The sequence below is a fragment of the Ochrobactrum teleogrylli genome, assembly GCF_006376685.1.
Taxonomy (GTDB): domain Bacteria; phylum Pseudomonadota; class Alphaproteobacteria; order Rhizobiales; family Rhizobiaceae; genus Brucella; species Brucella teleogrylli.
This window is the reverse complement of sequence record NZ_VEWL01000002.1, coordinates 244,033-270,266: the sequence shown is the minus strand read 5'-3', so window position 1 is coordinate 270,266 and position 26,234 is coordinate 244,033. Positions and strand designations below refer to the sequence as shown.

Genomic DNA, 26,234 nt, shown 5'->3' with positions numbered 1-26,234 from the left:
GTTCCGATACCTCTGCTCCGTGTGAAGCGGGATGCGGAACAAGGGCAAAAAACCGTTGCGATGACGTGATGTCACCGGCTCTGCCCACAGAAAATCGATCACGATGGAGCCTGATACCGAGGGCAGGGTTAATCCGCCATTAACGGCAAATCAGCTACTCGCAGAATCAACCGGCGGCTTGCAGGCTCGCAAAACCGTTCGGACACTCTATATATCTTAAAAGCGACCGGGGTCGCCTGGAGAAGAACATATGGCAACGAAGGTTAAGGAAAACGAAGAAGCCGAAGTCGAGCGCGAAGGTGCTGCCGACGGTCCGCTTCTCGACCTTTCTGACGATGCTGTCAAGAAGATGATCAAGGTCGCGAAGAAGCGTGGCTATGTGACCATGGACGAGCTGAACGCCGTTCTTCCTTCCGAGGAAGTGACGTCGGAGCAGATCGAAGATACCATGGCCATGCTTTCCGACATGGGCATCAACGTCGTTGAAGACGACGAGCAAGACAACGATCGCGAAGAAAACAACAACGACGACGACGCGGAAGAAGGCGGCGATCTGGTCGAGGCTGGCGGTACTGCCGTTGCCACTACGACGACCAAGAAAGAGCCGACGGACCGCACCGACGACCCCGTGCGCATGTATCTGCGCGAAATGGGTTCGGTGGAGCTTCTGTCGCGCGAAGGCGAAATCGCCATCGCAAAGCGCATCGAAGCCGGTCGCGAAACGATGATTGCCGGGCTGTGCGAAAGCCCGCTGACTTTCCAGGCCATCATCATCTGGCGCGATCAGTTGAATGAATCCAACATTCTCCTGCGCGAAATCATCGACCTTGAAACCACCTATGCCGGTCCGGAAGCCAAGCAGGCGCCGGTGATCGAGCGCGTGGAAGAAGAACGCCCGCGCGACGACAAGCCCGCGCGCCGTTCGCGTGACGACGACGACATCACCAATGTCGGCGGCGACATGCCAGCGGAAGAGGAAGAAGAGGACGAGGACGAAGCCAACCTGTCGCTGGCGGCCATGGAAGCCGAACTGCGCCCACAGGTCATGGAAACGCTCGACCTCATCGCCGATACCTACAAGAAGCTGCGCAAGCTGCAGGACCAGCAGGTTGAAGGCCGTCTGGCCGCGACCGGCGAACTCTCCTCCAGCCAGGAGCGCCGCTACAAGGAACTGAAAGACGAGCTGATCACCGCCGTGAAGTCGCTCTCTCTCAATCAGAATCGTATCGAACAGCTCGTCGAACAGCTCTACGATATCAATAAGCGTCTGGTTCAGAACGAAGGCAAGCTTCTGCGTCTGGCTGAATCCTTCGGCGTGCGTCGCGATGAGTTCCTGAAGGAATATCAGGGCCACGAACTCGATCCGAACTGGGTTGAGCGCGTCGGTCTGCTATCGGCTCGCGGCTGGAAGGATTTTGCCGCCAAGGAAGTGGGTACGATTGCCCGTCTGCGCAGCGAAATTCAGAACCTCGCCACTGAAACCGCGATTTCGATCGGCGAATTCCGCCGCATCGTCAATCAGGTACAGAAGGGCGAACGCGAAGCCAGCATCGCCAAGAAGGAAATGGTCGAGGCCAATCTGCGTCTCGTGATTTCCATTGCCAAGAAGTACACGAACCGTGGTCTCCAGTTCCTCGATCTCATTCAGGAAGGCAATATCGGCCTGATGAAAGCGGTCGACAAGTTCGAATACCGTCGCGGTTACAAGTTCTCGACCTATGCGACCTGGTGGATTCGTCAGGCGATCACCCGTTCGATTGCCGATCAGGCGCGCACCATCCGTATTCCGGTGCACATGATCGAAACGATCAACAAGATCGTCCGCACGTCGCGCCAGATGCTGCACGAAATCGGTCGTGAGCCGACGCCGGAAGAACTGGCCGAAAAGCTTGCCATGCCGCTCGAAAAAGTGCGCAAGGTGCTGAAGATCGCCAAGGAGCCGATCTCTCTCGAAACGCCAGTCGGCGACGAGGAAGATTCACATCTGGGTGATTTCATCGAGGACAAGAACGCACTGCTGCCGATCGACGCCGCCATTCAGGCGAATCTGCGCGATACGACGACCCGTGTTCTCGCTTCGCTGACGCCGCGTGAAGAACGCGTTCTGCGTATGCGGTTCGGTATCGGTATGAACACCGACCACACGCTCGAAGAAGTCGGCCAGCAGTTCTCGGTTACCCGTGAACGTATCCGTCAGATCGAAGCGAAGGCGCTGCGCAAGCTCAAGCATCCGAGCCGTTCGCGCAAGCTGCGTTCGTTCCTCGATTCTTAAAACGGGAGGAAACCATGTCGTTCCTGAAGCGTCTGTTCGGCGGCGGTGGTGAAGCCGCTGAGAAATCAGCGGAGCCGAAAGAGGCCGGTCGTACCGAGCACAAGGATTTTCTGATCGTCGCCACGCCTTACAGCGAAGGCGGTCAGTATCAGGTGTGCGGTGTGATTTCCAAAACGATCAATGGTGAATTGAAGGAATATCGCTTCGTTCGCGCTGACCGTTGCCCCGGCATCGAGGATGCCGCCAGCATTGCGCTGAACAAGGGTCGCCAGATCGTTGACGAGCAGGGCGAGCATATCTTCCGCTGATCGTCTCGATTGCAAATGAAAGCGCCGCGCATGGGTCCATGCGCGGCGCTTTTTATTGAGACTGTCCCGATGATCGGATCAATCCGGATGGCACACAAAGGCAACCATTTTGCGCACAATCGGCAGAAGCATCAGCAGAACCGGGAAAGCCACGATCCACGAAACCACCCATGAACTCATCCAGTTGGATGCGAGATCGGGATGGGTGAGGCCGAGGCTTTTCGCGGTTGCGATCAGCGAGACCACCAGTGTCATCAGCATCGAAAGAATGAGCGGCATGACGAAAGACGCATAATGCGCTGGCAGTTTCCTGCGACGCGGCGTGTCAGAATTTGGCATGATAGTACCTGGAATTCAGAGCGGAAAACGGAACACAACGTCAGTGCATCGGCGGCCGTTTCCGGTCGGTTGATGCGTTGCCTGACGTTAGACGCTTACGATCATGGGAATGATGCTTCTGACTTAGCCCAGGCAGGCCGGGCTTTCAATAGTCAATTAGCCGTATGCATCAGCTCCAGTCAGGGCGGCGATTTGTCCACGCTATTCCCGACATATTTCCGATATAGGCTCAGACATGACCGACAAGCCATTCTGGAAAACCAAAAAGCTCAATCAGCTGACCCGCAGCGAGTGGGAAAGCCTGTGCGACGGTTGTGGCCAGTGCTGCCTGCATAAATTGCAGGACGACGACACCAACGAGATTTACTGGACGAGCGTGGCCTGCACTTTGCTCAATGCTGAAACCTGCCAGTGCCGCGATTATCCAAACCGCAGGGCCACCGTGCCGGATTGCGTATTCCTGACGCCGGAAATCGTCGATGAAGTGGACTGGTTGCCGGTGACCTGCGCTTATCGTCTCGTTGCGGAAGGCTCCGACCTTTACTGGTGGCATCCGCTGGTTTCCGGCTCGCGGGACACTGTGCATGAGGCGGGCGTTTCGGTGCGCGGCAAGGTAACCGCCTTCGATCATGACATGGAAGATGACGAGGATTATCTCGATCATATGGTCATGCCCGATTGAATGCGCATTCTTTATAACATTGCTTAAATTTAATAGAGAGCAGGCAGCACTTTTCAGTTCTCTTAATTCTTTGAATTTGAATGGGTTTTACCAGTGGTTTCCTGCCTTATCCGTCTCGCTCGTCTTAACTGAATGTCAGATGAACGGAGGCTTTTCGTTTCGTTCATCTTCCTCGTTCTAATTATCGGGTGTCTCAGGCGGAGGGCCTGACACTCAATTGGAAGAGGTTCAAAATGTCCGCTATTTCGCTCAAGTCGTTTGCCGTTACCGCTGCACTCGGTCTTGCCGCCGTCTTTTCGGCTGGCGCATCGGCGAATGCCGCGCCTGCAATGACAACACCGGCTGTCAGCACTGCCGCCCATGGCGCAGTTATCAATGTCGATTATCGCGGTCGTCCGCATCATGGACGTCCGGCCTATCGTGGCCCTGCCTGCTCTGTTGAATCCGCCAAGATGAAGGCGCATCGCATGGGCATTCGCAATGCGCGGGTTGCTTATCGTGGCAAATCCGTGCAGGTGCGCGGCTTCCGCCATGGCCGTCCGAGCGGCGTTGTATTCGCCAATGCGCGCGGCTGCCCGATCATCCGCTAATGTGATGTAAAGATAAAAGAAAAGGGGCGCCTGGCGCCCCTTTTTTGTTGGCCGAAACTGTCGTTATTGCTTGATCTCGTAGACGACATTGACCGAAACATTGAAGCTGTTTTCGCCAGCTGCGACCGGAACGGCATCTTCCGGAGCGGCGGCAGCCATGGTCTTGAACTGGCCGCGGGCGATTGGCATCGGCATGGGCGGACGGCCCTGTTCGGTGATTTCGATGACACGGCCGAGACCGACGCCTGCGGCATCGGCAAGCGTCTTAGCCTTGGCGGCAGCGTCGGCCACGGCGCGCTTGCGCGCTTCGTTGATGGTTGCAGCCGGATTGTCGTTGACGAAGCTCAGATCTCCGCCCTGATTGACGCCGAGTGTAATGGACTGGTCGAGTACTTCGCCGACCTTGGCAAGATCACGGACGCGCACGGTGAGGCTGTTGGTGACCGCATAGCTTGTGATGCTCGGTTCCTTGAGGCCGTTCTTGTCGTCAGGGAAAACATAGCGCGGCTGGATATTGATGCCGCCGGTCTGGAGGTCGCGCCCTTCTATGCCGGCTTTTTTCATGGCGTCGAGAACTTTGGCCATGGCTTCGTTATTGGCGGTCATCGCCTCGCGGGCAGTCTGGGCTTCGCGCAGAACGGTGAGATTGAGAATCGCCATGTCAGGTGCGGCTGTCGTGGTGCCTTCACCGGTCACGGCAATGCGCGCAGGCTGTCTCGACATCTGGTTCTCCTGGGCTGCGGCGGGCAGGGCGAGAGCGCCTGCGAGCATGATTGCCGAAAAAGAGGCTGCTATGAGCGTGGTAGCGCGGTTTTTCATGAAATCTCCTGTAGAGAATGTTGAGGCAGCTTATTGAAAGCAATCCGGGTTGCCGGTTCGCTTTATCGTTGAAATCGTTTGTTTCTTAAGTTCCCTCTCATGCGCGTCGCCATGATATAAGAATGGAAATGCCCCTTTAATGCAACCGGGCTTCAAATCCTGACCATCGTGGCTTGCTGACGCCATCCATCGCAATCGAATATGTGCGCATTAGGGCGACTGGCAGATTTGACAGTTGTATCTTCCGTTTCTTTAGGGTACGTGCAGTGTTGCGTGGGGCCTGTAGCTCAATTGGTTAGAGCCGGCGGCTCATAACCGCTTGGTTGGGGGTTCGAGTCCCTCCGGGCCCACCATTTCCTTTAAAAGCAAAGACTTGCAGATCGGCTTTCGTGTTTCGAAAGCCGCGCGCCGACCACGTTCGTGCTGCTTCGCCCGTCATTTCCCGATCATATCCATTGTTATGTCTGCCGGGCTGATATCGCGCTGCTGTGCCCTGTTTGAATTGCGGATTCTTATTCTCAAATTTTCAACAAATTTTTAGGTCTTTGTTAAGGAAATAGTAACGCAATGTTATAATTTTTTAACATGCGTGATTTTGCAATATTATGGAGGTTTTCGGCGATGAGGAAAAATGCAACCACCGTTGCGTTAGCACTGGCAGGGTTGGTGGCGAGTTCTCTCGTGGCTACGGCAAAGACGAATTATATCGGAGAATTCAAGGACTGGGGCGTTTATCAGAACACTGATCTGCCCGGTAACAAATGCTATGCTTTGACGGTTCCGGTTAAATTTCATCCCGTAGATGTCAGGCACGGCGATAATTTCATCATTATTTCCAAGTCGAGCGGACAGTACAGCCCGCAGCTTGTCATGGGCTATGATCTCAAGGCAGACAAAGCCGTGAATGTCATGGTGGATGGCACAGCATTTCCTTTCTTCAGTGAAGGCAATCGCGCCTGGGCGGAAAATATCGCCGATGAAACGCGGATTATAAAGGCAATGCGTGCAGGCAAGGCGGTCAATGTGCAGGCGGTTTCAGCGCGTGGCACGCAGACGCGCTACACATTCTCGCTGATCGGCCTTTCGGCATCGCTTCAGCGCGTCGATGGCTGCTGACCGGAGCCTCAGTAAAGAAAGACCCCGCCATTGGGCGGGGCCTTGGAGTTCCATCAAAGTCCGAGGAACTTGAACGGTTCGGTTTCCTTGAACTGATCGTTGGCCATGCCGGAGAAGGTGTTGGTCTGGTCGGGCCCGAGATCGAGCTTCTTCACCTTGCCGGTTTCGGGCGAAAAATCGACCTTGTTGAGGTCGATCCAGAATGTATTCGGTGTCAGTGCGGATTCGAAGAAATAGAGCTTGCGCTTGTGGTCGGCCACGGTGCGCCAGCGGGTCGATGAAATATTCGGCTGATCGGGCGTGCTGATGCCGAACGGCACCGAGACATTTCGAATCACGCTGAACACGCTGGCGATGGTTTTCACCGGATCTTCCGTTTTCGGAATGGCATTCACGTAGAAAGAAGCCCGGGCGAAGCGGTCGGCGGCGCGGTTGGTGCCCGGCAGCATCACGGTGCCGCCAATATCCTTCCAATAGGCGTTGAGCGCCAACTGCTGGTCAAAGGTCGGCGAATTGGTCATCACCGGATATTGCTTGCCGTGGTGGATGACCTGCTTGCCGTCGATATATTCGATGATGGCGCTGTCGCCGCTGGAATCCGACATGGCCAGATGCAGCGTGGCGAGGCGATCTTCCCCCGGCACCTTGTCGGTCACGACATTGAACGGATTGTCGCTCAGCGCTTTTACCGCTTCATCGACAGTTGCGAAATTGTCGAGGACATATTGCGTCCAGGCAGCGATGCTGAGGCTTGGATGCTTTTCATCGAAGGGCGGATATTCCGATTCCACCAGCCACAGCACGCTTGCCGAAAGCCCCGCTTCATTGAGGCCGTCCGTGGTTGAAATGTCATAGCCGGAGGCGATGACGCTGCCATATTTGGATTGCCACTGCACGGAATTTGGCCCGGCTTCGCCGGAGCGTTTCATACCGCGTGGAAAAATCCAGAGATTGGTCGCCACGTCGACCTTCCAGTCCATGGAACGGGCCGTGATGATCTGGTCATTGGCACCGTGATAGACGAGGCGCGTGCATGCCTCGGCGACAGGAGCAGCAATCATGCTGCCCGCCACAAGCAATGCGGTGCATGTGGCAGCAAAAGAACGTTTCAATGTCGGCATGGAATGGCCCCTGATGTTCGTTTCAATGCGGGATCGGAACGGATCGGCGTAGAACGCCCCGAAACCGATATAGGGCGGGGGCTGGCGAAGAAAAGCGCGTTAAAAACGTTGTTATGCCTTTTTGTTTAGTGATGATCGCCCGTGTCGCCGGGCTTGCGATTGACACCCTGAAGGATGACTTCGAGAAGCCACGGTTTCTTTTCAATGACTGCGGAAAGATCGTCGGCGCGAATGCTCAAGCCGGCTTCCTTGAGCATCGTATCAGCTGCTGCGCCCGAACCGTTTGTCTTGTCCAGAGCCAGACGGTGCGCGCGGCGCAGCAGCATTTCCGCCGGTGTAAAGCCGCCATCCGCGAGGCTTTTTTCTATCCGGCGTTGGAGCTCTTCAGGAACCACCATTGTGCAATTGCCCTCATCGATCTTTGATATTGTTTGAAGCTGCCCCGCTTCAGGGAGATTCCGCCCGAGACTTTATAGATAGGCCTGTTGAAGAATTTGAGAATATGAAAAGTAAAATCGCGGGATCGCTCGCGTCCGGCGTCTTTCCGCCACATGAACAAAATTTTGCCGTTGTTTCCCTTGTTTGGCGATTTGACGCCTCTTACATAAGGCAATAGCCCATCCGGGGAACGACGTCGTGATTTTGACCGGCGTCGGGAAGGGCTCTGTCTTTAGTGAAAACAATAAAACGGTTTGCAATGGCCACCCTACGCTATTTTACATGGCCCATGATCTTCACAGTCGTGGGTCTCGCAGCTGCTGTCTGGCTCGGATACGAGATGACCGGCACTTTCGGGGGAATGGTCTCCGTTTTCATCATCTGCGCCGTGCTGAGCGTTCTTGAGATTTCGCTTTCCTTCGATAATGCCATCGTGAATGCGCGCATTCTGCGTGACATGACACCCGAATGGCAGCATCGCTTCCTGACATGGGGCATCATCATCGCCGTTTTCGGCATGCGCATCATTTTCCCGCTGGCCATCGTTGCGGTGGCCATGTGGACGGACCCGATTTCAGCGCTCAAACTCGCCATCTGGCAGCCGAATGAATATGCCCGTGTGATCGCGGAAGCCCATACCGGGATTGCTGCGTTTGGCGGCACGTTCCTGCTGATGGTCGGTATGAAATATTTCTTCGACGTCGAGAAGGATGTGCACTGGATCAAGGCCATCGAAAGCCGCATGTCGAAATTCGCGTCCGTGCAGGGCGTTGAAATCGGCGTTGCCGTCGCGCTGATCTTGTTCTTCTCCTACCAACTGGATGCTGTTCATTCGCACACATTCCTCGTTGCTGGCCTGTTTGGTCTTCTGACCTTCCTGGCGGTTGAGGGACTAGGCGAGGTGCTGGACGCCACGCAGGAACAGATCGACATGGTCCATCGCGGTGGTCTTGGCGCTTTCATCTATCTGGAAGTGCTTGATGCAAGTTTCTCGTTTGACGGCGTCATCGGCGCTTTCGCGCTGACGACCAACCTCTTCATCATCGCGATCGGCCTTGGCATCGGCGCCTTTTATGTGCGCTCGCTCACCATCATGTTGGTGGAGCGCAAGACGCTCGGCCAATACCGCTATCTGGAACATGGCGCGTTCTATGCCATCCTCGTTCTGGCGGTAGTGATGTATGTGCAGACGCTGGTTCACATACCGGAAGTCATTACCGGCCTCATCGGTGCGGTGCTGATCGGCCTCTCCTTCATGTCGTCGCTGCGCTATAACCGGCTCAATCCGCACTGGCAGGACGACAGCGAAGAGGTCATAGGTCACTAAGCAATGACATCAATGACAAAAAGGGCGGCCTATGCCGCCTTTTTTATTGCACTGGATGATATGGTTTGCCGGTAGCCGATTTGGCCGAATCGACAGAACCATCGAGGGGAACCCATGATCGTTACTCGCTTGAGCAAGACCGCTTTCGTGGCGGTAATCGCCTTCTTCGCAACCCTGGTCGCTTTCGGTAACATCACCGATTACGGCAGCAATTTCGCCTTCGTCCAGCATGTTCTGATGATGGATACGATCTTTCCCGATGCCACGATCAAATATCGCGCTATCGACAATCCCACCCTGCATCATGCGGGCTATATTCTGATCATCGCGGCTGAAACGCTGACCGCCATCCTGTGCTGGATCGGGGCTTTCGCCATGTTGGGGCGGCTCACGGATCGCGCGGCCAGCTTCAATCGCTCCAAGAAATGGGCCATTGCCGGGCTTTCGCTCGGCTTTCTGGTCTGGCAGGTGGGCTTCATATCGGTGGGCGGCGAGTGGTTCGGCATGTGGATGTCGCAGACGTGGAACGGCATCGAATCGGCCTTCCGCTTCTTCATCACCATCATCGCCGTGCTGATCTATGTGGTCATGCCCGATGGCGAGCTAGAGTAAATGCGCGGCTGAGGCAGGCTCATCGACCAGTTCGACGCCAGCCTGCTTCATCTTCTCCAGCATGGTGCTCATGGAGCCGTTGAGGTCGATGCCACGACAGGCATCGAGCCGCACCCGTACCTGAAAACCTTGTGCTACGGCATCAAGCGCGGAATAGGCAACGCAGAAATCGGTTGCGAGACCCGCAAGCGTCAGCGAACCGATGCCGCGCTCGCGTAAATATCCGGCAAGGCCGGTCGGTGTTTCACGATCGTTTTCGAAGAAGGCTGAATAGCTGTCGATGCCGAAACGGAAGCCTTTGCGAATGACGAGCTGTGCGCGCGTCCATTGCAGGGCAGGGTGAAATTCCGCCCCGCGCGTGCCCTGTACGCAATGATCCGGCCACAGTGTCTGCGGCCCGTAGGACATGTCCACCATATCGAAGGGCGCTTTTCCGGGATGGGTGGAGGCGAAGCTCGAATGACCGGCAGGGTGCCAGTCCTGCGTCAGAATGACGTGTTCGCTTTCCTCGATCAGTCGATTAACGGCGGGCAGAATTTCATCGCCATACGCGACAGCCAGCGCGCCGCCGGGGCAGAAGTCATTCTGAACATCGACGACAATAAGGGCATGACCGATCATAAGCGCACCTGCTTCATTTTCAGCTTTTTCACCGCGACTATAATCAGCCCGTTTCACTGAGACCAGCGAATATGCGCGTTCTGGTATAACATGGAGAAGGGTGCTAGGGACCGCGCTTAACAGTGACAGTATAGGCAGGGATCACCATGGCAGACGAAATCACGCGCGACAGCAACGGCACGCAATTGAATGACGGCGATTCCGTCACGCTCATCAAAGATCTGAAGGTCAAGGGAACCTCGACCACGCTGAAGCGCGGCACGATGGTCAAGGGCATTCGCCTGACCGGAAATCCCGCCGAAGTCGATTGCAGCACCAAACAGGTCAAGGGTTTGGTGCTGAGAACGGAGTTTCTGAAGAAAGCTTAAGCGTCGATCTCCACGCGACCACGCGGGCGGCTGCAACAGGCGAGAATATAGCCTTCCGCGATTTCATCATCGCGAATGCCGCCATTGTGGTTCATTTCGGTTTCGCCGCCGAGGCATTTCACCTTGCAGGTGCCGCAAATGCCGAATTCGCAGGCGCTCGGTATTTTGAGACCGCCATTGCGGGCGGCAAGCAGGATGGTGTCGTTTTCGGTGCATTCCACTTCGACGCCCGAAAGGCTGAACACCACGCTGGCGGCAGCCACGGCTGGCGCTGCCGGAGGGGCGGCAACTGCGGCAGGTGAGGCGGGCGCAAGTGCGCTCGGCACGGGCACCGACGAGATTTCGCTCGCGGGCTGGAAGCTCTCCTGATGATAATTGGCCATGTTGAAGCCGGATTGTTCCAGCAATCCGCGCACGCCGTTCATGAACGGTTCGGGGCCGCAGCAGAAGACCTTGCGATGCTGGAAATCCGGCGCCAGCAATTCGAGCCGCGCCCGGTCGATACGACCGTGCAGGCCCGGCCAGACATGGCGGGCAGATGACTGCTCGACAATGAAGGCGAGTCGCATCGCATCCATACGACCGGAAAGCAGTTCCAGTTCCTTGCGGAAAATAATGTCGTCCGGTGTACGGGCGCAATTGATGAATGCTATGTCGGTTCCAGGAGCGCAGTCGAACAGCCAGCGGGTCATGGACACCATCGGCGTGATGCCGGAACCAGCCGAGATGAACAGGTATTTTTCGCTCGGATGATTGGCGAGCGAAAAGTCGCCATTCGGCCCGTAGGCCTTGATCTTCATCGGCGGGCGCAGATTGTCGAGCATCCAGCGGGTGCCGATGCTGTCCTTCTGCGCCTTGACCGTCACCGAAATATGGTAGGGCCGCGACGGCGTGGACGACAGCGTATAGGTTCTGAGCACAGGGCCAAGACCGTCCGCCCGCTCCAGCGGCAGTTCCAGCGTGACGAACTGGCCCGGCGTATAGCGGAACCAGTTGCCTTCTTCGGTCCTGAACGAGAAGGTCATCACATCCGGCGCTTCTTCGATGGCCGAAATGCACTCCAGCATTTGCAGCCTGTCGTTCCACGGCAGCATCTCGTCCAGATATTTCAGAGGCTGCATGGCCTTCTCGCTTCTCAATTCGTATTTCGGTCTATGCCGATCAGGCCACGCGGCTAAGCTTGGCCGTTTCACCGCTGAGGCGCGGCGTCATCGTATTGGTGTACCATTCGAGGAACTGCATCACGCCGCCTTCATGCTCGACCGAATAGGGGCCGGGCTGATAGGCGGGCGAGCGGATGCCGACGGCATTTTCCTCGACGATCTGCCGATCCTGATCATTGGTCTGTATCCACACATGGGTCAGTTCGTCCAGATCATAATCGACGCCCTCAACCGCATCCTTGTGCACCAGCCACTTGGTTGTGACGAGGGTTTCTTCAGCGCTGATCGGCAAAACGCGGAACGATATGGCGTGGTCGGCCATCAGATGGTTCCAGGTGGACGGATAATTGAAGAGCAGCATCGCGCCGATATTGGTGTCGCCTGCAACCTGATCGCTTAGCGGCTTCTTGACGGCGGCCTTGCCCGACATTGTATAGCTTACCGCATCGCGCAGAAGCGGAATGCGGGTGATGCGATGACGACCGTCTTCGGACATTTTGAATTCTGCCGGCAGGCCGGCGCTGGCGCAGTTCTTCCAGAGCTGGTTGATTTCCGGGTCTTCCATCACACCCTGAACGCCGGTCGCCGATGGCGCTTCGGGATAGGTGCGGCAGAGTTCCGGGTGGTTCGCGGCGCAGTGATAGCACTCGCGATTGTTTTCCCAGACCAGCTTCCAGTTGCCCTTTTCGATGATCGAGCTTTCGAAAGCGACCTTGGCGTCCTTGATATTGTGCGGCGCGAGATAGGGTTCGACCAGATTGCGGAAGGCGGTGAAATCGGGGGCTTCGTCGGCGACGCAGATATAGATATAGCCTGCGACCGTCTCGCAATGCACCTGCTTCAAACCATATTCGGCGGGCTTGAAATCCGGGCCAACCTGACGCGCGAAGAGCAAGCGTCCGTCCAGCTCATAGGTCCACTGGTGATAGGGGCAGACGAGCTTCGCCGCCGTGCCTTTCTCGGCAGAGCAGATGCGCGAGCCGCGATGACGGCAGGAATTGTGGAAGGCGCGGATACCGCCCTGCGCATCGCGCACGATGACGACCGGATAGGCGCCAACCTGCACGGTCATGTAGGAGCCGGTCTTCGGCAGCTCGCAATCATGGCCGACAAACAGCCAGTCACGATAGAAGATGTTTTCCAGATCCAGCTTGTAAAAATCCGGATCGGTGTAAAACTTCTGCTCCAGGCTGAAATTGGGGTCGCGCCCGGACAAAAGCCCCAGCATTTCCCCCAGCACTTTATTGCGAACGTCCATCATCACGACCCTTGCTTCATCTTCGTTAGGATCGGCATTTGCTGTTCTCCCAGCGACCTTGGCCTGATCCGGTGTTCCCTTAGCCTTCCAGAAGCCCGGCTTTTGCCGCTACATCAATGGCTTGTTCGCTTCCATTTCGGATTTCGAACTGGCTTCCGTTGTCATGATTCAATCACTGAAATGTCCTAAACGCGCATTGGGATGCGACATGGATTTCGCGTAAAGACGACACGCCAAAATGTCGCTTTTGCGGCAGGCAGTCAGGACAGCAAATATGCGTGACAGCTGACATGCAAAGCATTTCCGGGATTGCCAACAGGCCGAAAAGATAGTTACCACACGAACCAGACAGAAACTGTTTCATTCCATGGGAGGCCCAGAGGTCATGAAGCGCTCAGAAATCAATGATATTATCCGCGAAAGCGATGCGTTTATCCGCTCATTCGGCTATGTCATGCCGCCCTTTGCCTACTGGACCCCGGAAGAGCTGAAGCAGCGAACCGGCAGCGATGCCGCAGCCATCCGCGATGCGCGTCTGGGCTGGGACATTACGGATTACGGTCAGGGCAAGTTCAAGGACCTTGGCCTTTTCCTGTTTACGACACGCAACGGCAATGCCGATGACCTGAAGCGCGGCGGCGGCATGCTTTATGCCGAAAAGATCATGATCTCGCGCGAGAACCAGCTGTCGCCGATGCATCGCCATGTGGTTAAGGCTGAAGATATCATCAATCGCGGTGGCGGCACGCTGGTGCTGGAACTGTTCAATTCGCTGCCGGACGGCAGTGTGGATGAGCATTCCGATGTTACGGTCGCGACCGACGGTCGTCTTGTGACGCAGAAGGCGGGCGCGCATCTGAAACTGTCGCCCGGTGAAAGCGTGACGCTTCTGCCCGGCAACTGGCATGCTTTCTGGGGCGAGGGCGGCGACGTGCTGATTGGTGAAGTTTCGACCGTCAATGACGACCTCACCGATAATATTTTCCGCGAGCCGATTGGCCGCTTTTCGAATATTGAAGAAAACGAAAAGCCGCTGCATCTGCTGGTCTCTGACTACGACAAGTGGCTCTAAGCCAAACTGAAGGACTGAACATATGAAGCTGGCGATGATCGGAACGGGCTATGTGGGTCTGGTTTCGGGCGTGTGTTTTGCCGAATTCGGCTTCCACGTCACCTGCGTCGACAAGAACCCGTCGATCATCGAACGCCTTGAGGCGGGCAAGGTCACGATCTTTGAGCCGGGCCTCGATGAACTTCTGACCCGCAACATTCGTGACGAACGGCTGGATTTCAGTACCGATCTTGCGACAAGCGTGGCCGATGCCGATGTGATCTTCATCGCTGTCGGCACGCCGTCGCGGCGTGGCGACGGCGAGGCGGACCTGCAATATATCGAGGCGGCGGCGGACGAAATCGCAGCCGCGATGAAGCCGGGGGCCGTGGTCGTCATCAAGTCGACGGTGGTGGTCGGCACCAATGCGCGTATCCGCGACCGTATTGCCGCAGCACGCCTCGGTGTGCCTTTCTCCATGGTTTCCAATCCGGAATTCCTGCGCGAAGGCTCGGCCATCGAGGATTTCATGCGGCCCGACCGCGTTGTGGTGGGCGTTGAGGACGAGCGCGGCAAGGCTGCGATGCAGCGCCTCTATCGCCCGCTTTATCTGCGCGAGACGCCGATGGTCGTCACCTCGCTCGAAAATGCCGAGATCATCAAATATGCCGCCAATGCGTTTCTGGCAATGAAGGTCACCTTCATCAATCAGGTGGCGGATTTGTGCGAGAAGACCGGCGGCAATGTACAGGAAGTTGCACGCGCCATCGGCATGGATAACCGTATCGGCTCCAAATTCCTCCATGCGGGACCGGGCTTCGGCGGCTCATGCTTTCCGAAGGATACGCGTGCTTTTGCCGCCACCGGCAAGCGTTACGACGCGCCGCAATCGCTGATCGAGGAAGTGATCGCCATCAACGAAACGCGCAAGCAGTCGATGGCGGAGCGGATCGTTTCCGCAGCGAAGGAAAGCGGCGCTGCGACGGTTGCGGTTCTGGGCATCGCGTTCAAGCCTAATACTGACGATATCCGCGAATCTCCGGCCCTGGATATCGTGACCGCGATCCAGAAGGCAGGCATTTCGGTGCGCGCGCACGACCCCGAGGCGATGGAAGCCGCCAAGGCCGTTCTGCCGGATGTGATCTGGTGCAACTCAGCCTATGAGGCAGCGGAAGGGGCTGGCGTGGTGGCGCTTCTGACAGAATGGAACGCCTATCGGGCGCTGGATTTGAAGCGCGTCGCAAAAGCGATGGCTGGCAACGTGCTGATCGATTTGCGCAATGTCTATAAGGCGGAAGACATCGCCGATACTGGCCTCGACTACCGTTCGGTAGGGCGCCAGCTGAAAAGCTGATCTCGGGGCGAGCTATTCGCTCGCCACGATTCGCTTCTTTTCATTGGCGATAAGCCAGAGATTGCGCACATAGACCAGCAGGCCGAAACCCTGTCCAGCAATGAAGACCGGGTCTTTGCGCTGGACCGCATAGATCAGCAGCAATGCGCCGCCGAACAGCGAGAAAAACCAGAACGCCACTGGCATGACACTGCGTTTGGCTTTTTCGGAAGCCAGCCATTGCACGACGAAGCGCATGGTGAAGCAAGCCTGTGCGACGAAGCCGAGCACGATCCAGCCATCCCACTGCGCGACGAACACTTCGTGCAGCCAATGCGACAGGCTGTTGAAAATATCAGTCATGGGTAATCTCCGTCACACGCGGCACGACCTTGCGGCGCTTGCGCAGCCACCAGACGCCGTAAAGATCGAGTATGCCACGCAGTCCGCGATCAAGGATGCCGTAATTGGATTTGCCATGGCGGCGTTCGCGGTCAACCACATCCACATGCACGACATCGAAACCTTCGCGCAGCGCCAGCGACGGCAGATAGCGATGCCAGCCGTCGAAGAACGGCAGCTGACGGAACAGGTCGGTATGCAGCGCCTTGAGGCCGCAACCGGAGTCGCGCGTCTTGTCCTTCAGGATTGCGCCACGCAGATTATTGGCGAAGCGGGACGACATTTGCTTCAGCTTGGTATCGGTGCGCTTCAGACGCTGGCCAGCGGCAATGCCGTAGCCTTCGCCCGCCTCAACCAGCGCATCGACCAGAACCGGCAGATAGGCCGGGTCGTTCTGGCCGTCGCCATCCATCGTCACCACAATCTTGCCGCGCGCGGCAAATACACCGGAACGCACCGCAGCACTCTGGCCGGATGAACGGTCATGGCGCAGATGGCGCAGCGGCTTGCCCGCATGGATGCGCCGGGCGATGACGTCGCTGGTCGAATCCGTCGAGCCGTCATCGACGACAATCACTTCATAGGCGCGGCCCTGCATCGCGGAATCCACCTCATCCAGCAGAAAGGCGAGATTGTCCGCCTCATTGCGGCAGGGGATGACCACAGAAATTGTCGGTGTTTCCACGCAGAGTGTTCCTTCGTTCCTTGCGCTATTCTTCAAGCGCAGGCTCCCCTTTTGCTGTTCGGAGCCCCGATATCGCGCAAGCCGCGCTAGTTTTTTGATCAGCATCGGCTTTTCCCGAAACCGATAATCACTTTCGGGGCCGATGCTCTAGCACTGAATACCCGGCGAAGCCAAGATGCTTCAAGAAATCGTGAGCCGAGCTCGATACAGAAGATAATAGCCGCTTTTTAACTGGACATGGTTGAAGACGGAAGGGTCTCCGCCAGCCAATCCAGAAATTTCTGTGTTACGTCGTCCCGGTTGATCTCATTCAGGCTTTCGTGGCGGGTGTCGGGCAGGATCGTGCAGGTGACCCGCGTGAATCCCATACGCCGCATCCGCTCCGCCAGTCGCGCGACGGCAGCGCCTTTGGCAGTAGCGGGGTCTTCGCTGCCGCCCACCAGATGAAAGGGCAGGCTGCGCGGGATGTTGCCGAAGGTGCGATCATCCGCGCCGCGTGCGGTCATGTGCACGAGATCGAGCCACAGCGATACAGTCGCATCGAAGCCGCAAAGCGGATCGGCGACATAGGCATCGACCTCCGCCGGGTCGCGTGACAGCCAGTCGAAGGGCGTGCGATGGCCGGGGATGGAGCGGCCCCATGCACGAAAGGTCAGCTTCGGTAGCAGGCTGCTCGGAACATCCGACCCTTTCAGCATGCGCTCCATATAAAGGAGAGCGGCAGCGGCTTTGGCTTCAAGGCCGCCGTCGAAATTGGCATTCCAAATCGCAGCGGCATCCACCGTGTCGGCATGGTCCAGCACATAGTTCAGCGCGATCAGGCCGCCCATCGAATGGCCGAACAGCACCACCGGCAATCCGGGGTGCTCGAGATGAATATGGCGGTTCAGCGCCAGAACATCCTTGATCGCCACATCATGGCCTTGCTTTTGTGAAAACATTCCTCTCGGTGCATGGGCGCCGATATTCACGCCGTGTCCACGGTGGTCGTGCGCATAAACGTGATAGCCAGCCTGTGCCAGCGCGTCTGCGAACCGCCGATAGCGTGCGGAATGTTCCGCAAGACCGTGGCAGATTTGAACGACCGCGCGTGGTGCGTCGGCAAGCGCGTTTCGAAACGGCAGTTGCGTCGCGTCGGACAAGGAGAGGTGGTGGACGGTTTCAAACGACATTTCACCATCTGATTTTATGCCGCGCAAATAGTCAATTCCCCGCTTGGGCACGATATTAAAAGAGGCATGACAACGTTGTATGAGGGAATTTTAGGCAAAAGCTTTTTTTGTGCAAATTCTGCTTGAAATGCGGAAAAAGCTGGGCAAATCTAGCTTCAACGGGGAAATACAGGGGCTTTGACGGTTATAAAAGGCGTCATTTAGAGAATTTCAAGCCATCATTTGCAGGCCGTCCGATGAAAGGGAGGAAACTTTCGCGGACGGTGGCCAGAGGGGAAACCGGGTGACGGAAATATCCGCGCCCGGTTTCATTCTTTTAAGCTCAATTTTTGAAGCGTGTGCTGCCGGGGGCCATGCCTCAATCGGCATATTTGTTTTGCGTGATGGCGTTTGCGTCCGCTCACTATTTGGCCTACATACGCGTCAGCAATTTCCGCGCGGCTCGGCTTCGTTTGGACCGCCCGCGCTTTCCAACCAGTGGAGACGACGCGCTTTATGGCACGCCAATTCATCTATCATATGTCCGGGCTGAACAAGGCCTACGGCGCCAAGAAGGTTATCGAAAACCTTCACCTGTCATTCTATCCGGATGCGAAGATCGGTATTCTCGGTCCCAACGGTGCCGGTAAGTCGACCATCCTCAAGATCATGGCCGGTCTCGACAAGGAATATACCGGCGAAGCCTGGCTCGCAGACGGGGCCACTTGCGGCTATCTCGCGCAAGAACCGCATCTCGACCCGGACAAGACCGTCCTCGGCAATGTGATGGAAGGTGTGGCTGCGAAGACAGCCATTCTCGACCGTTACAACGAGTTGATGATGAACTATTCTGATGAAACCGCCGACGAAGGTGCGGCGCTTCAGGATATCATCGACAGCCAGAACCTCTGGGATCTGGAAAGCCAGGTTGAAATGGCGATGGAAGCGCTGCGCTGCCCACCAGCCGACGCCGATGTCACCAAGCTTTCGGGTGGTGAACGTCGCCGTGTTGCGCTTTGCAAGCTGCTGCTGTCGAAGCCTGACTTGCTGCTGCTCGACGAACCGACCAACCACCTTGACGCTGAAACCACCGCATGGCTGGAAAAGCATCTGCGCGAATATCAGGGCGCTGTCCTGCTCATCACGCATGATCGCTACTTCCTCGACAATGTAACCGGCTGGATTCTCGAACTCGATCGCGGTCGCGGCATTCCTTACGAAGGCAATTACTCGGCTTATCTCGAAGCCAAGGCCAAGCGTATGATTCAGGAAGGACGTGAAGAAGATTCGCGTCAGAAAGCGCTTGAGCGCGAACGCCAGTGGATTGCCGCAAGCCCGAAAGCTCGACAGGCCAAATCGAAAGCCCGTATCAAGGCTTATGATCAGCTGGTCGAAGCTGCGGAAAACCAGCGTCCGGGCGATGCCCAGATTCTGATCCCGGCAGGCGAGCGTCTCGGTCAGGTGGTCATTGAAGCGGAAGGTCTGACAAAGTCGTTTGGCGATCGCATGCTGATCGAAAACCTGACCTTCAAGCTGCCTCCCGGTGGCATTGTTGGTGTTATCGGCCCGAACGGTGCCGGTAAGTCGACGCTGTTCAAGATGATCACCGGTCAGGAAAAGCCGGATTCCGGTTCGATCCGCATCGGCGACACGGTTCATCTCGGTTACGTCGATCAGAGCCGCGATCACCTTGATCCGAACAAGAATGTCTGGGAAGAAATTTCCGGTGGCAACGACATCATCAAGCTCGGCAAGTTTGAAATGAACTCGCGCGCTTATTGCGGTGCGTTCAACTTCAAGGGTGGCGATCAGCAGGCTAAGGTCGGCAATCTGTCCGGTGGTCAGCGCAACCGCGTGCATCTTGCCAAGATGCTGCAGGCAGGCGGCAACGTTCTGCTGCTCGACGAACCGACCAACGATCTTGATACGGAAACACTGGCAGCGCTCGAAGACGCGCTTGAAAAATACGCTGGTTGCGCCGTTATCATCTCCCACGATCGTATGTTCCTCGATCGTCTGGCAACGCATATTCTCGCTTTCGAAGGCGACAGCCATGTCGAATGGTTCGAAGGCAATTTCGAGGATTATGAAGCGGATAAGGTCCGTCGTCTCGGACCGGAAAGCGTCAACCCGAAGCGGGTGACGTATAAGCCGCTGACAAGGTAATGATTTTAAGGCCGGTGCATCGCACCGGCCTTTTCATTTGATGAAAGGAAAGACGATGAAAGACTGGTCCGCAAAACAGTATCTGAAATTCGAAGATGAACGCAGCCGCCCGGCGCGTGATCTTCTGGCGCAGATACCTCTGGCAACACCGCGCAAGGTGGTGGATATCGGCTGCGGACCCGGCAATTCAACCGAGCTTCTGGTCGAGCGCTGGCCGGACGCGCAGATTTCGGGCTTCGACACCTCGCCGGATATGATCGACAAGGCGAAGGCGCGTTTGCCGGATGTCGAGTTCTTCATCAGCGATGCCGCCAGTTTCGAGCCGGACGCCGAAACGGACGTGCTGTTCTCCAATGCCGTCTTTCAATGGCTGCCAGACCATATCGAGCAATTGCAGCGGCTTTTGTCCTTGATGCAACCCGGCGCATTTCTGGCGATCCAGATGCCCGACAATATGGGCGAGCAAACCCATATCGGGATGCGCGACGTTGCCAAGACTGCGCCTTTTGCAGCCAAGATCGGCACGACGGGCAGGGGGCCTTTGCCGCCGGTCGCGACTTATTACGACGCTTTCGCTGGCGATGCGGCGCGGATTGATATCTGGCACACGATCTATAATCACCCGCTGGCGGGCGTGGATGCCATCGTGGAGTGGGTCAAGGGCACGGGTCTCAGGCCATTCCTCGACCCGCTGGATGCGGACGAGCAGGCGGCCTATCTTGCAGCCTATAGGGAGCGCATCACCCCGCACTATCCGACGACTCGCGACGGCAAGGTGCTGCTTCGATTCCCGCGTATTTTCATGCTCGTCCAGAAGCGATAATCATGCCGAAACCGGCCACTACACGGGGATGTGATTGACGCTCGCCGGGGCAGCGGTCAGGCGCATTTATAATTTTTCCAATTATTTCAAAGAACTGCGACGGATGATGGCAGGTGGATCGCCATCGTCCGCCTTGCTATTGGTTACAAGTCAATAGATTGCATGCAAATGATTTTGCTCCTATGGTCTGATCGCATTCTGGAACCGATGCTAATTTAGTAAGTTAGCAGGCATCCTTATAACGCTGCGCTTCATCCAAAATTTTCGCTGTCGTTCGATGTGGGTAACAGAATCCGCTTTTGGGAGTTTTCAACATGAGCAATGCAAATACGCATGTCGATGCCAATGGCGAGTTCGAAGCGGCGCATGACGCCCACGATACACGCCGTCGCGTCTATGCGATTGTGGCCAGCGCCTCGGGCAATCTGGTCGAATGGTATGATTTCTATGTTTATTCGTTTGGTGCGCTTTACTTCGCGTCGCAGTTTTTCCCGGCCGAGGATCAGACCAGCCAGCTTTTGAATGCAGCTGCGATTTTCGCGGCCGGCTTTCTGATGCGCCCGATTGGCGGCTGGTTGTTCGGTCGTATCGCCGACAAGCTGGGTCGCCGCACATCGATGCTGATTTCCGTCACCATGATGTGCTTCGGCTCGTTTGCCATCGCCATCCTGCCGACCTATGCATCGATTGGCGTGCTGGCGCCGGTGCTGTTGCTGATCGTGCGTCTGTTGCAGGGCCTTTCGGTCGGTGGCGAATATGGCACCACGGCAACCTATATGAGTGAAGTTGCGCTTGCAGGCCGTCGCGGCTTCTTCTCGTCGTTTCAATATGTCACGCTGATCGGTGGCCAGCTTCTGGCCGTGCTGGTGATCGTGCTTCTCCAGTTCTTGCTGACGTCTGAACAGCTTCACGCCTGGGGCTGGCGCATCCCGTTTGCAATTGGTGGTCTCGCGGCCATCGTGGCGCTCTTTTTGCGCCGCACGCTGCATGAAACGACCACGGAAGAAACCCGCAACAGCAAGGCTGCCGGCAGCTTCGCCACCATCTGGAAGCATCATCGCAAGGCGTTTCTGGTTGTTGTCGGCTTCACGGCAGGCGGTTCGCTCGCCTTCTATACGTTCACAACCTATATGCAGAAATATCTGGTCAATACGGCCGGCATGAGCAAGGAAACCGCCAGCGAAACCATGACCTTCGTGCTGCTGGCCTATATGCTCATGCAGCCGCTATTCGGCGCCTTGTCCGACAAGCTCGGCCGCAAGACCATGATGATCGGCTTTGGCGGCATCTCGATCTTGACCACGATCCCGTTGATGACATTGATTGGCTCGGTGCAGAGCTCGACCATGGCTTTCATCTATATCGTGATCGCGCTGGCCGTGGTGAGCATGTACACCTCCATCAGCGGCATCGTGAAAGCCGAGCTTTTCCCGGCGGAAGTGCGCGCCCTTGGCGTCGGTTTTTCCTACGCCATCGCCAATGCGATCTTTGGCGGCACGGCGGAATATGTCGCGCTGTGGTTCAAACAGCAGGGCATGGAAAGCGGCTTCTTCTGGTACGTGACCATCATGATGGTCATCGTGTTTGCGGTCAGCATCTTCATGCCGAACCCGCGTAAGCACGGTTATCTGCAGGGGCATGGGTCCGTCGATTAAACGGGCCGAGGTTCTCTAGGATCAAGACGCCGCCTCCGGGCGGCGTTTTTACATCTCCACGGCTTCGTCGTCTTCCGGCGACAGAAGCCGTGTCGCGCGCCATTCCGTCAGCTTTGAGTTGATCGCGTCTAGCACAAAGAAGCGCGCGGAATCCTTGTCATATCCGTCATCGCGCAGCGTATCATAATCCGTATGGGCGTGGCGCACATGCGCCACGGTGGCAAGCCAGACCGCCGTGGACGGCGGCAGCGTCTTCATATGCGGGGCGAGAGCCGCCGCTCTGATCGGTTCCGAATCCGAATAGGGAACTGCCGGAAGCAGCAATGTGAGCGATTTGGCGATTGCCTTTTGACGCGTTGTGCCCGCACGCATGGCGCTTTCCTTTCCCGCACTCGCTGTGAACGAATCCCCAGCTCCCGTTCATTCTGCCATGAAAAGCACTTGCATAGGAATGCCTTTCCATATAAACATATCTTTATATGTTTTTGAGCGCAGCCATGGTTGTGCCGCAACGGAAGAGCTGAGGACATGGCCGGTTTGCAATTGCAACTCGATCAGATGGTGGATGTGTTGAAGGCGGTGGCAGAGCCAAGCCGTCTGCGCATTCTGGCGCTTCTGGCGCGGGGCGACCTGACAGTTTCCGATCTGACGACAATTCTCGGCCAGTCGCAGCCGCGTGTGTCGCGCCATCTCAAGCTGTTGGGCGAAGCCGATCTCATCGACCGCTATCAGGAAGGGGCATGGGCCTATTTCCGGCTGGCGGATAATGCGATCAGCGGCGATCTGGCGCGCGGGCTTCTGGCGCGGCTCGACCGCTCTGATGCGCTGGTCGAGCGCGATCAGGAGCGGCTTTCGCAGGTCAAATCCAGCCGTCAGGAAAAGGCCGCGGCCTATTTCAGCGCCAATGCTGGCAGCTGGGGCGAAATCCGCAAGCTGCATGTTTCCGAAAATGCGGTCGAAACCGCACTCAAGAAGATCGTCGGCGAAAAGCCGTTTCAGGCCATGCTCGATGTCGGGACCGGCACAGGGCGCTTGCTGGAGCTTTTCGCGCCGCTTTATGCGCGCGGTCTCGGCATCGATATCAATCGCGACATGCTGGCCGTGGCACGCGCCAATCTCGATCTTGCGGCCATCGGCAATGCGCAGGTGCGCCAGGGCGACGTTTATGCCCTGCCGGTCGAACGCGAGAGCTTCGATCTGGTGACGATCCATCAGGTGCTGCACTTTCTGGATGACCCGCTTTCGGCAATCCGTGAAGGCGCGCGTGCGCTGCGTCCGGACGGTCGCTTGCTGATTGTCGATTTTGCGCCGCATACGCTCGAATTCCTGCGCGAAGACCATGCGCATTTGCGCCTTGGCTTCAGCGACGAGCAGATGCTGAGCTGGATGAAGGAAGCGGGCCTTGAGCCTGAAAAGACGCTGGAATTAAGCCCGAAAGGCGCAAGCGGAGATGAGGGGCTGACCGTCAAGCTTTGGCTTGCACGTGATCCGCGTCTTCTCATTGCCGATCCGGCAACGAATGAATCAAGCATGACGGAGACAGTGTGATGGGTTTTTATGGTCTTTCCCGCCGACCGGATGTCGGCCAGACCACCCGGGTATCGTTCGAATTCTTTCCGCCCAAATCGGAAGAAATGGAACAGCGCCTTTGGGAAACGGTCACACGGCTGGCACCGCTGCAACCGGAATTCGTCTCCGTGACCTATGGCGCGGGCGGTTCCACGCGTGAGCGTACAATACGGACGGTGGCGCGTATCCTTAAAGAAACCGACATCAAGCCTGCGGCGCATCTGACCTGTGTGGATGCTACACGCGAGGAAGTTGACCGCGTGGTGCGCGAGTTCGCCGATCTTGGCGTGAACCGCTTCGTGGCCCTGCGCGGTGATCCGGCAGCGGGGATTGGTGAAAAATATGTGCCGACAACCGGCGGTTATCTGAACGGTGCCGATCTGGTCGGTGGCCTGCGCCAGATTGCGGATTTCGACATTTCGGTTTCCGCCTATCCGGAAAAGCATCCCGAAAGCCCGGATTTCGCGACCGATATCGACATGCTGAAGCGCAAGGTCGATGCTGGCGCCACCCGCGCCATCACGCAGTTCTTCTTCGAGAACGATCTTTATGAGCGTTATGTCGAGCGCGTGCGCCGGGCGGGGATTTATATCCCGATCGTTCCGGGTGTTCTGCCGGTGCATAATTTCAAGCAGGTCAAGAATTTCTGCGCCCGTTCCGCGACGCATATTCCGGCCTGGCTGGCCGAGCGTTTCGACGGGCTGGAAAACGACCCGCAGACGCATCAGCTCGTGGCTGCGGCCATCGCCGCCGAACAGGTGATGGATCTGATCGAGCGCGGTGTGCAGGACTTCCATTTCTATACGATGAACCGTGCCGATCTGCCCTATGCGATCTGCCATATGATTGGCATTCGCCCGAAGACGGAAGCGGTGCTGGAGCCTGCCTGAAAATAAAGAAAGCCCGCCGAAATGGCGGGCTTTCTGTTTCTTGCGAGACCGGTCTATCCTCGAAACCTGTGTCGCCGTATTGGTCAAAGCATGTCTCCCAAAAGTGGGTCCCGGTTTTGGGAAAAAGACATGCTTTAAAAGTAACTTCGCGTCTGCTTTACGGTATGACGCCTGCTATCAACGCTGCAACAAATGCAAATGCTGCACAGATCATGAGGACATTCAAAGATCGTGTCAGTCCCATCGGTCTGTCTCCTTCATATGCGCCAGACAAGCGTCCGGTGCGCGCTGGTAGAGACTGGAATCTAAGCGCAAAAAGCCGAGAACAAAAGAAGATTTCGTGCTGCAACCTGGCGTGATTGCGAAAAAAACCTTCTGTTTACCACCTAAGTTATTGAAATTTTTGACCTGAAAAATCTGTTCACATTTCATGAAAAAGACACAGAACTGACAGGATTTACAGGGAAATAGCCACAATTCCCACAATCCGCTTCTACAATGCGCCTATGCGAAATCCCGCTTTTTATCAGCGGATCAAAGCCAGATAGGCGGAGAGTGTTACCACCGAAATTACCGTCGAATAGAGAATGACGTTGGAGGTGATGGCCGCCTCGCGCCGGTAATGTTCGGCGAGCATGAAAGGGCCGGTGCCCGTCGGCAAGGCGGCGAGAAGGGCGGCACTTTCCGCCATCAGCGGCGGCAATCCGAAGACATAGACCGCGAGCAGCCATGTGGCGAGTGGCTGGACGATCAGCTTGATCGACACGAGGAATGCAATGGCGTTGACGCTTTCGCGTTCGACCTTGCGCGATTGCGCGAGGAACAGGCCAAGCGCCACGAGCGCGCAGGGCGATGCTGCGCCGCCGAGCATTTTCAGGAAAGTTTCGGCGGGGGCGGGGATCGTCAGCCCGAGGAAAGAAAATATCGCGCCAAGCGCCGGTGCAAAAAGCAGCGGATTGCGGATAAGCGAACGGACGACTTTCCAGACGAGATGAAACGGCTTCTTCTCGGTTTGCAGGCCGATCTCGATCAGCACGATTGCAAAGGCGAAAGTCACGCAAACGGTGATGATGATGGAAATGGTGGTTGCAGCCAGAACGCCGGAACCGAAAGCGATCATCGACAGCGGAATGCCCATATAGCCGGTATTGGGATAGGCGGCATTGAGGCCGTCCAGCGCGGTGTCGGCAAGCGGCAGCTTTCCGCGCAGCCGCACCAGAAAGGGCAGGACGAAGGCGACGGCGCTGCTCAAGAGGAAGACGGCGATGAAGCCCGGTTGCCAGAGTTCGCTGCCATGGGTGTTGGCCATGATGTCGAACAGCAGCGCAGGCAGCGCCAGATAAACCACGAAGCGGTTCAGCTCTGCTATGGCGTGCGGTCCCAGTATTTTCAGCTTGAACGCCCCCCAGCCGGAAAAAATCAGCGCAAATACGGGCAGGACGACGATCAGGGTGGTGAGCATGAGGCAGGCATTC

Annotated in this window: 27 protein-coding genes and 1 tRNA gene; 16 read left to right on the top strand and 12 right to left on the bottom strand. The window is 56.8% G+C overall.

Features of this window, described 5'->3' with window-relative positions; genetic code table 11:
* Nucleotides 1-250 precede the first annotated feature (250 nt).
* Entirely contained in the window at nucleotides 251-2,272 is a 2,022-nt protein-coding gene (gene rpoD / locus FIC94_RS05390; RefSeq protein ID WP_109369452.1) for an RNA polymerase sigma factor RpoD, read from the top strand.
* 14 nt (nucleotides 2,273-2,286) lie between these two features.
* Nucleotides 2,287-2,580, top strand: a complete 294-nt coding sequence (locus FIC94_RS05385) for an HlyU family transcriptional regulator (protein ID WP_078338696.1) — start codon at nucleotides 2,287-2,289, stop codon at nucleotides 2,578-2,580.
* 78 nt (nucleotides 2,581-2,658) lie between these two features.
* Here FIC94_RS05385 and FIC94_RS05380 read toward each other — a convergent pair whose 3' ends face one another.
* Nucleotides 2,659-2,919 carry a DUF2798 domain-containing protein gene (locus FIC94_RS05380; RefSeq protein ID WP_109369451.1) on the bottom strand — a complete coding sequence of 87 codons (261 nt, stop codon included), beginning with the start codon at nucleotides 2,917-2,919 and terminating at the stop codon, nucleotides 2,659-2,661.
* Between the two features lie 235 nt (nucleotides 2,920-3,154).
* On the opposite strand from FIC94_RS05380, the gene FIC94_RS05375 reads away from it, so the two are divergent.
* Entirely contained in the window at nucleotides 3,155-3,601 is a 447-nt protein-coding gene (locus FIC94_RS05375) for a YcgN family cysteine cluster protein (RefSeq protein ID WP_109369450.1), read from the top strand.
* 233 nt (nucleotides 3,602-3,834) lie between these two features.
* Entirely contained in the window at nucleotides 3,835-4,191 is a 357-nt protein-coding gene (locus FIC94_RS05370) for an antifreeze protein (protein WP_121536444.1), read from the top strand.
* A gap of 63 nt (nucleotides 4,192-4,254) precedes the next feature.
* Here FIC94_RS05370 and FIC94_RS05365 read toward each other — a convergent pair whose 3' ends face one another.
* Nucleotides 4,255-5,010 carry an SIMPL domain-containing protein gene (locus FIC94_RS05365; protein ID WP_121536442.1) on the bottom strand — a complete coding sequence of 252 codons (756 nt, stop codon included), beginning with the start codon at nucleotides 5,008-5,010 and terminating at the stop codon, nucleotides 4,255-4,257.
* Nucleotides 5,011-5,286: 276 nt separating this feature from the next.
* Here FIC94_RS05365 and FIC94_RS05360 point away from each other — a divergent pair.
* A tRNA-Ile gene (locus tag FIC94_RS05360) sits at nucleotides 5,287-5,363 on the top strand.
* 268 nt (nucleotides 5,364-5,631) lie between these two features.
* On the top strand, nucleotides 5,632-6,126 hold the full coding sequence (locus FIC94_RS05355) for an invasion associated locus B family protein (protein WP_140024196.1): 495 nt from the start codon (nucleotides 5,632-5,634) through the stop codon (nucleotides 6,124-6,126).
* 53 nt (nucleotides 6,127-6,179) lie between these two features.
* Here FIC94_RS05355 and FIC94_RS05350 read toward each other — a convergent pair whose 3' ends face one another.
* Together FIC94_RS05350 and FIC94_RS05345 are read right to left on the bottom strand one after the other, a co-directional pair.
* Entirely contained in the window at nucleotides 6,180-7,247 is a 1,068-nt protein-coding gene (locus FIC94_RS05350; protein WP_109369446.1) for a linear amide C-N hydrolase, read from the bottom strand.
* Between the two features lie 125 nt (nucleotides 7,248-7,372).
* Nucleotides 7,373-7,645 (bottom strand): hypothetical protein, encoded by a 273-nt coding sequence (locus FIC94_RS05345; RefSeq protein ID WP_121536440.1) that lies wholly within the window; start codon nucleotides 7,643-7,645, stop codon nucleotides 7,373-7,375.
* A gap of 299 nt (nucleotides 7,646-7,944) precedes the next feature.
* Here FIC94_RS05345 and FIC94_RS05340 point away from each other — a divergent pair, with 299 nt between their 5' ends.
* A complete protein-coding gene (locus tag FIC94_RS05340) occupies nucleotides 7,945-9,012 on the top strand; it encodes a DUF475 domain-containing protein (RefSeq protein ID WP_109369444.1) in 1,068 nt (355 codons plus the stop codon).
* Between the two features lie 114 nt (nucleotides 9,013-9,126).
* Nucleotides 9,127-9,624 carry a DUF2165 family protein gene (locus tag FIC94_RS05335; RefSeq protein WP_140024195.1) on the top strand — a complete coding sequence of 166 codons (498 nt, stop codon included), beginning with the start codon at nucleotides 9,127-9,129 and terminating at the stop codon, nucleotides 9,622-9,624.
* Here the strand turns inward: FIC94_RS05335 and pncA are convergent.
* Nucleotides 9,616-10,245 carry a bifunctional nicotinamidase/pyrazinamidase gene (pncA, locus tag FIC94_RS05330; RefSeq protein ID WP_140024194.1) on the bottom strand — a complete coding sequence of 210 codons (630 nt, stop codon included), beginning with the start codon at nucleotides 10,243-10,245 and terminating at the stop codon, nucleotides 9,616-9,618. The genes FIC94_RS05335 and pncA overlap by 9 nt on opposite strands.
* Before the next feature lie 146 nt (nucleotides 10,246-10,391).
* Here pncA and FIC94_RS05325 point away from each other — a divergent pair, with 146 nt between their 5' ends.
* The gene (locus FIC94_RS05325; protein WP_140024193.1) at nucleotides 10,392-10,613 is read left to right on the top strand and encodes an alkylphosphonate utilization protein; all 222 of its coding nucleotides are present in this window, start codon (nucleotides 10,392-10,394) and stop codon (nucleotides 10,611-10,613) included.
* On the opposite strand, the gene FIC94_RS05320 is transcribed toward FIC94_RS05325, so the two are convergent.
* Entirely contained in the window at nucleotides 10,610-11,734 is a 1,125-nt protein-coding gene (locus FIC94_RS05320; protein WP_109369440.1) for an FAD-binding oxidoreductase, read from the bottom strand. The two genes, FIC94_RS05325 and FIC94_RS05320, sit on opposite strands and share 4 nt — an antisense overlap.
* Before the next feature lie 40 nt (nucleotides 11,735-11,774).
* Complete coding sequence (locus FIC94_RS05315) at nucleotides 11,775-13,034, bottom strand: aromatic ring-hydroxylating oxygenase subunit alpha (protein ID WP_109370267.1); 1,260 nt, start codon at nucleotides 13,032-13,034, stop codon at nucleotides 11,775-11,777.
* A gap of 385 nt (nucleotides 13,035-13,419) precedes the next feature.
* On the opposite strand from FIC94_RS05315, the gene FIC94_RS05310 reads away from it, so the two are divergent.
* A complete protein-coding gene (locus tag FIC94_RS05310) occupies nucleotides 13,420-14,106 on the top strand; it encodes a D-lyxose/D-mannose family sugar isomerase (RefSeq protein WP_109369439.1) in 687 nt (228 codons plus the stop codon).
* Nucleotides 14,107-14,128: 22 nt separating this feature from the next.
* Nucleotides 14,129-15,439, top strand: coding sequence for a UDP-glucose dehydrogenase family protein (locus tag FIC94_RS05305; protein ID WP_140024192.1), 1,311 nt, complete (start codon nucleotides 14,129-14,131; stop codon nucleotides 15,437-15,439).
* Nucleotides 15,440-15,451: 12 nt separating this feature from the next.
* On the opposite strand, the gene FIC94_RS05300 is transcribed toward FIC94_RS05305, so the two are convergent.
* The 3 genes from FIC94_RS05300 to FIC94_RS05290 form a co-directional block, all read right to left on the bottom strand.
* Nucleotides 15,452-15,781, bottom strand: coding sequence for a lipid-A-disaccharide synthase N-terminal domain-containing protein (locus FIC94_RS05300; RefSeq protein WP_140024191.1), 330 nt, complete (start codon nucleotides 15,779-15,781; stop codon nucleotides 15,452-15,454).
* Nucleotides 15,774-16,505 carry a glycosyltransferase family 2 protein gene (locus tag FIC94_RS05295; RefSeq protein WP_121536428.1) on the bottom strand — a complete coding sequence of 244 codons (732 nt, stop codon included), beginning with the start codon at nucleotides 16,503-16,505 and terminating at the stop codon, nucleotides 15,774-15,776. Before FIC94_RS05295 ends, FIC94_RS05300 begins: the two co-directional genes overlap by 8 nt.
* A 227-nt stretch (nucleotides 16,506-16,732) precedes the next feature.
* On the bottom strand, nucleotides 16,733-17,677 hold the full coding sequence (locus tag FIC94_RS05290) for an alpha/beta fold hydrolase (RefSeq protein ID WP_140024190.1): 945 nt from the start codon (nucleotides 17,675-17,677) through the stop codon (nucleotides 16,733-16,735).
* Nucleotides 17,678-18,172: 495 nt separating this feature from the next.
* Between FIC94_RS05290 and ettA the strand changes: the two genes are divergently transcribed.
* From ettA to FIC94_RS05270, 3 genes are all read left to right on the top strand, one after another.
* Nucleotides 18,173-19,822 (top strand): energy-dependent translational throttle protein EttA, encoded by a 1,650-nt coding sequence (ettA, locus tag FIC94_RS05280; protein WP_121536424.1) that lies wholly within the window; start codon nucleotides 18,173-18,175, stop codon nucleotides 19,820-19,822.
* Nucleotides 19,823-19,877: 55 nt separating this feature from the next.
* Nucleotides 19,878-20,645, top strand: a complete 768-nt coding sequence (gene tam, locus FIC94_RS05275; protein WP_140024189.1) for a trans-aconitate 2-methyltransferase — start codon at nucleotides 19,878-19,880, stop codon at nucleotides 20,643-20,645.
* Between the two features lie 314 nt (nucleotides 20,646-20,959).
* On the top strand, nucleotides 20,960-22,300 hold the full coding sequence (locus tag FIC94_RS05270) for an MFS family transporter (RefSeq protein ID WP_109369432.1): 1,341 nt from the start codon (nucleotides 20,960-20,962) through the stop codon (nucleotides 22,298-22,300).
* A 48-nt stretch (nucleotides 22,301-22,348) separates the two neighbouring features.
* Here FIC94_RS05270 and FIC94_RS05265 read toward each other — a convergent pair whose 3' ends face one another.
* Nucleotides 22,349-22,672, bottom strand: coding sequence for a DUF2293 domain-containing protein (locus FIC94_RS05265; RefSeq protein ID WP_109369431.1), 324 nt, complete (start codon nucleotides 22,670-22,672; stop codon nucleotides 22,349-22,351).
* Nucleotides 22,673-22,828: 156 nt separating this feature from the next.
* Between FIC94_RS05265 and FIC94_RS05260 the strand changes: the two genes are divergently transcribed.
* Nucleotides 22,829-23,848 (top strand): ArsR/SmtB family transcription factor, encoded by a 1,020-nt coding sequence (locus FIC94_RS05260; protein ID WP_109369430.1) that lies wholly within the window; start codon nucleotides 22,829-22,831, stop codon nucleotides 23,846-23,848.
* Complete coding sequence (metF, locus tag FIC94_RS05255; RefSeq protein ID WP_121536418.1) at nucleotides 23,848-24,759, top strand: methylenetetrahydrofolate reductase [NAD(P)H]; 912 nt, start codon at nucleotides 23,848-23,850, stop codon at nucleotides 24,757-24,759. Before FIC94_RS05260 ends, metF begins: the two co-directional genes overlap by 1 nt.
* 526 nt (nucleotides 24,760-25,285) lie before the next feature.
* Here the strand turns inward: metF and FIC94_RS05250 are convergent.
* The gene (locus FIC94_RS05250; RefSeq protein ID WP_140024188.1) at nucleotides 25,286-26,221 is read right to left on the bottom strand and encodes an AEC family transporter; all 936 of its coding nucleotides are present in this window, start codon (nucleotides 26,219-26,221) and stop codon (nucleotides 25,286-25,288) included.
* Nucleotides 26,222-26,234: the final 13 nt, after the last annotated feature.

Excerpts from the sequence above, each read along its gene's own strand:
- FIC94_RS05290 (WP_140024190.1), bottom strand. The coding sequence starts at position 17,677 with ATGTCGTTTGAAACCGTCCACCACCTCTCCTTGTCCGACGCGACGCAA.
- FIC94_RS05370 (WP_121536444.1), top strand. The coding sequence starts at position 3,835 with ATGTCCGCTATTTCGCTCAAGTCGTTTGCCGTTACCGCTGCACTCGGT.
- FIC94_RS05340 (WP_109369444.1), top strand. The coding sequence starts at position 7,945 with ATGGCCACCCTACGCTATTTTACATGGCCCATGATCTTCACAGTCGTG.
- FIC94_RS05315 (WP_109370267.1), bottom strand. The coding sequence starts at position 13,034 with ATGGACGTTCGCAATAAAGTGCTGGGGGAAATGCTGGGGCTTTTGTCC.
- FIC94_RS05310 (WP_109369439.1), top strand. The coding sequence starts at position 13,420 with ATGAAGCGCTCAGAAATCAATGATATTATCCGCGAAAGCGATGCGTTT.
- FIC94_RS05260 (WP_109369430.1), top strand. The coding sequence starts at position 22,829 with ATGGCCGGTTTGCAATTGCAACTCGATCAGATGGTGGATGTGTTGAAG.
- ettA (WP_121536424.1), top strand. The coding sequence starts at position 18,173 with ATGGCACGCCAATTCATCTATCATATGTCCGGGCTGAACAAGGCCTAC.
- FIC94_RS05325 (WP_140024193.1), top strand. The coding sequence starts at position 10,392 with ATGGCAGACGAAATCACGCGCGACAGCAACGGCACGCAATTGAATGAC.
- FIC94_RS05350 (WP_109369446.1), bottom strand. The coding sequence starts at position 7,247 with ATGCCGACATTGAAACGTTCTTTTGCTGCCACATGCACCGCATTGCTT.
- FIC94_RS05270 (WP_109369432.1), top strand. The coding sequence starts at position 20,960 with ATGAGCAATGCAAATACGCATGTCGATGCCAATGGCGAGTTCGAAGCG.
- FIC94_RS05345 (WP_121536440.1), bottom strand. The coding sequence starts at position 7,645 with ATGGTGGTTCCTGAAGAGCTCCAACGCCGGATAGAAAAAAGCCTCGCG.
- metF (WP_121536418.1), top strand. The coding sequence starts at position 23,848 with ATGGGTTTTTATGGTCTTTCCCGCCGACCGGATGTCGGCCAGACCACC.
- FIC94_RS05380 (WP_109369451.1), bottom strand. The coding sequence starts at position 2,919 with ATGCCAAATTCTGACACGCCGCGTCGCAGGAAACTGCCAGCGCATTAT.
- FIC94_RS05250 (WP_140024188.1), bottom strand. The coding sequence starts at position 26,221 with ATGCTCACCACCCTGATCGTCGTCCTGCCCGTATTTGCGCTGATTTTT.
- FIC94_RS05385 (WP_078338696.1), top strand. The coding sequence starts at position 2,287 with ATGTCGTTCCTGAAGCGTCTGTTCGGCGGCGGTGGTGAAGCCGCTGAG.
- rpoD (WP_109369452.1), top strand. The coding sequence starts at position 251 with ATGGCAACGAAGGTTAAGGAAAACGAAGAAGCCGAAGTCGAGCGCGAA.
- FIC94_RS05300 (WP_140024191.1), bottom strand. The coding sequence starts at position 15,781 with ATGACTGATATTTTCAACAGCCTGTCGCATTGGCTGCACGAAGTGTTC.
- FIC94_RS05365 (WP_121536442.1), bottom strand. The coding sequence starts at position 5,010 with ATGAAAAACCGCGCTACCACGCTCATAGCAGCCTCTTTTTCGGCAATC.
- tam (WP_140024189.1), top strand. The coding sequence starts at position 19,878 with ATGAAAGACTGGTCCGCAAAACAGTATCTGAAATTCGAAGATGAACGC.
- FIC94_RS05335 (WP_140024195.1), top strand. The coding sequence starts at position 9,127 with ATGATCGTTACTCGCTTGAGCAAGACCGCTTTCGTGGCGGTAATCGCC.
- pncA (WP_140024194.1), bottom strand. The coding sequence starts at position 10,245 with ATGATCGGTCATGCCCTTATTGTCGTCGATGTTCAGAATGACTTCTGC.
- FIC94_RS05265 (WP_109369431.1), bottom strand. The coding sequence starts at position 22,672 with ATGCGTGCGGGCACAACGCGTCAAAAGGCAATCGCCAAATCGCTCACA.
- FIC94_RS05305 (WP_140024192.1), top strand. The coding sequence starts at position 14,129 with ATGAAGCTGGCGATGATCGGAACGGGCTATGTGGGTCTGGTTTCGGGC.
- FIC94_RS05355 (WP_140024196.1), top strand. The coding sequence starts at position 5,632 with ATGAGGAAAAATGCAACCACCGTTGCGTTAGCACTGGCAGGGTTGGTG.
- FIC94_RS05375 (WP_109369450.1), top strand. The coding sequence starts at position 3,155 with ATGACCGACAAGCCATTCTGGAAAACCAAAAAGCTCAATCAGCTGACC.
- FIC94_RS05320 (WP_109369440.1), bottom strand. The coding sequence starts at position 11,734 with ATGCAGCCTCTGAAATATCTGGACGAGATGCTGCCGTGGAACGACAGG.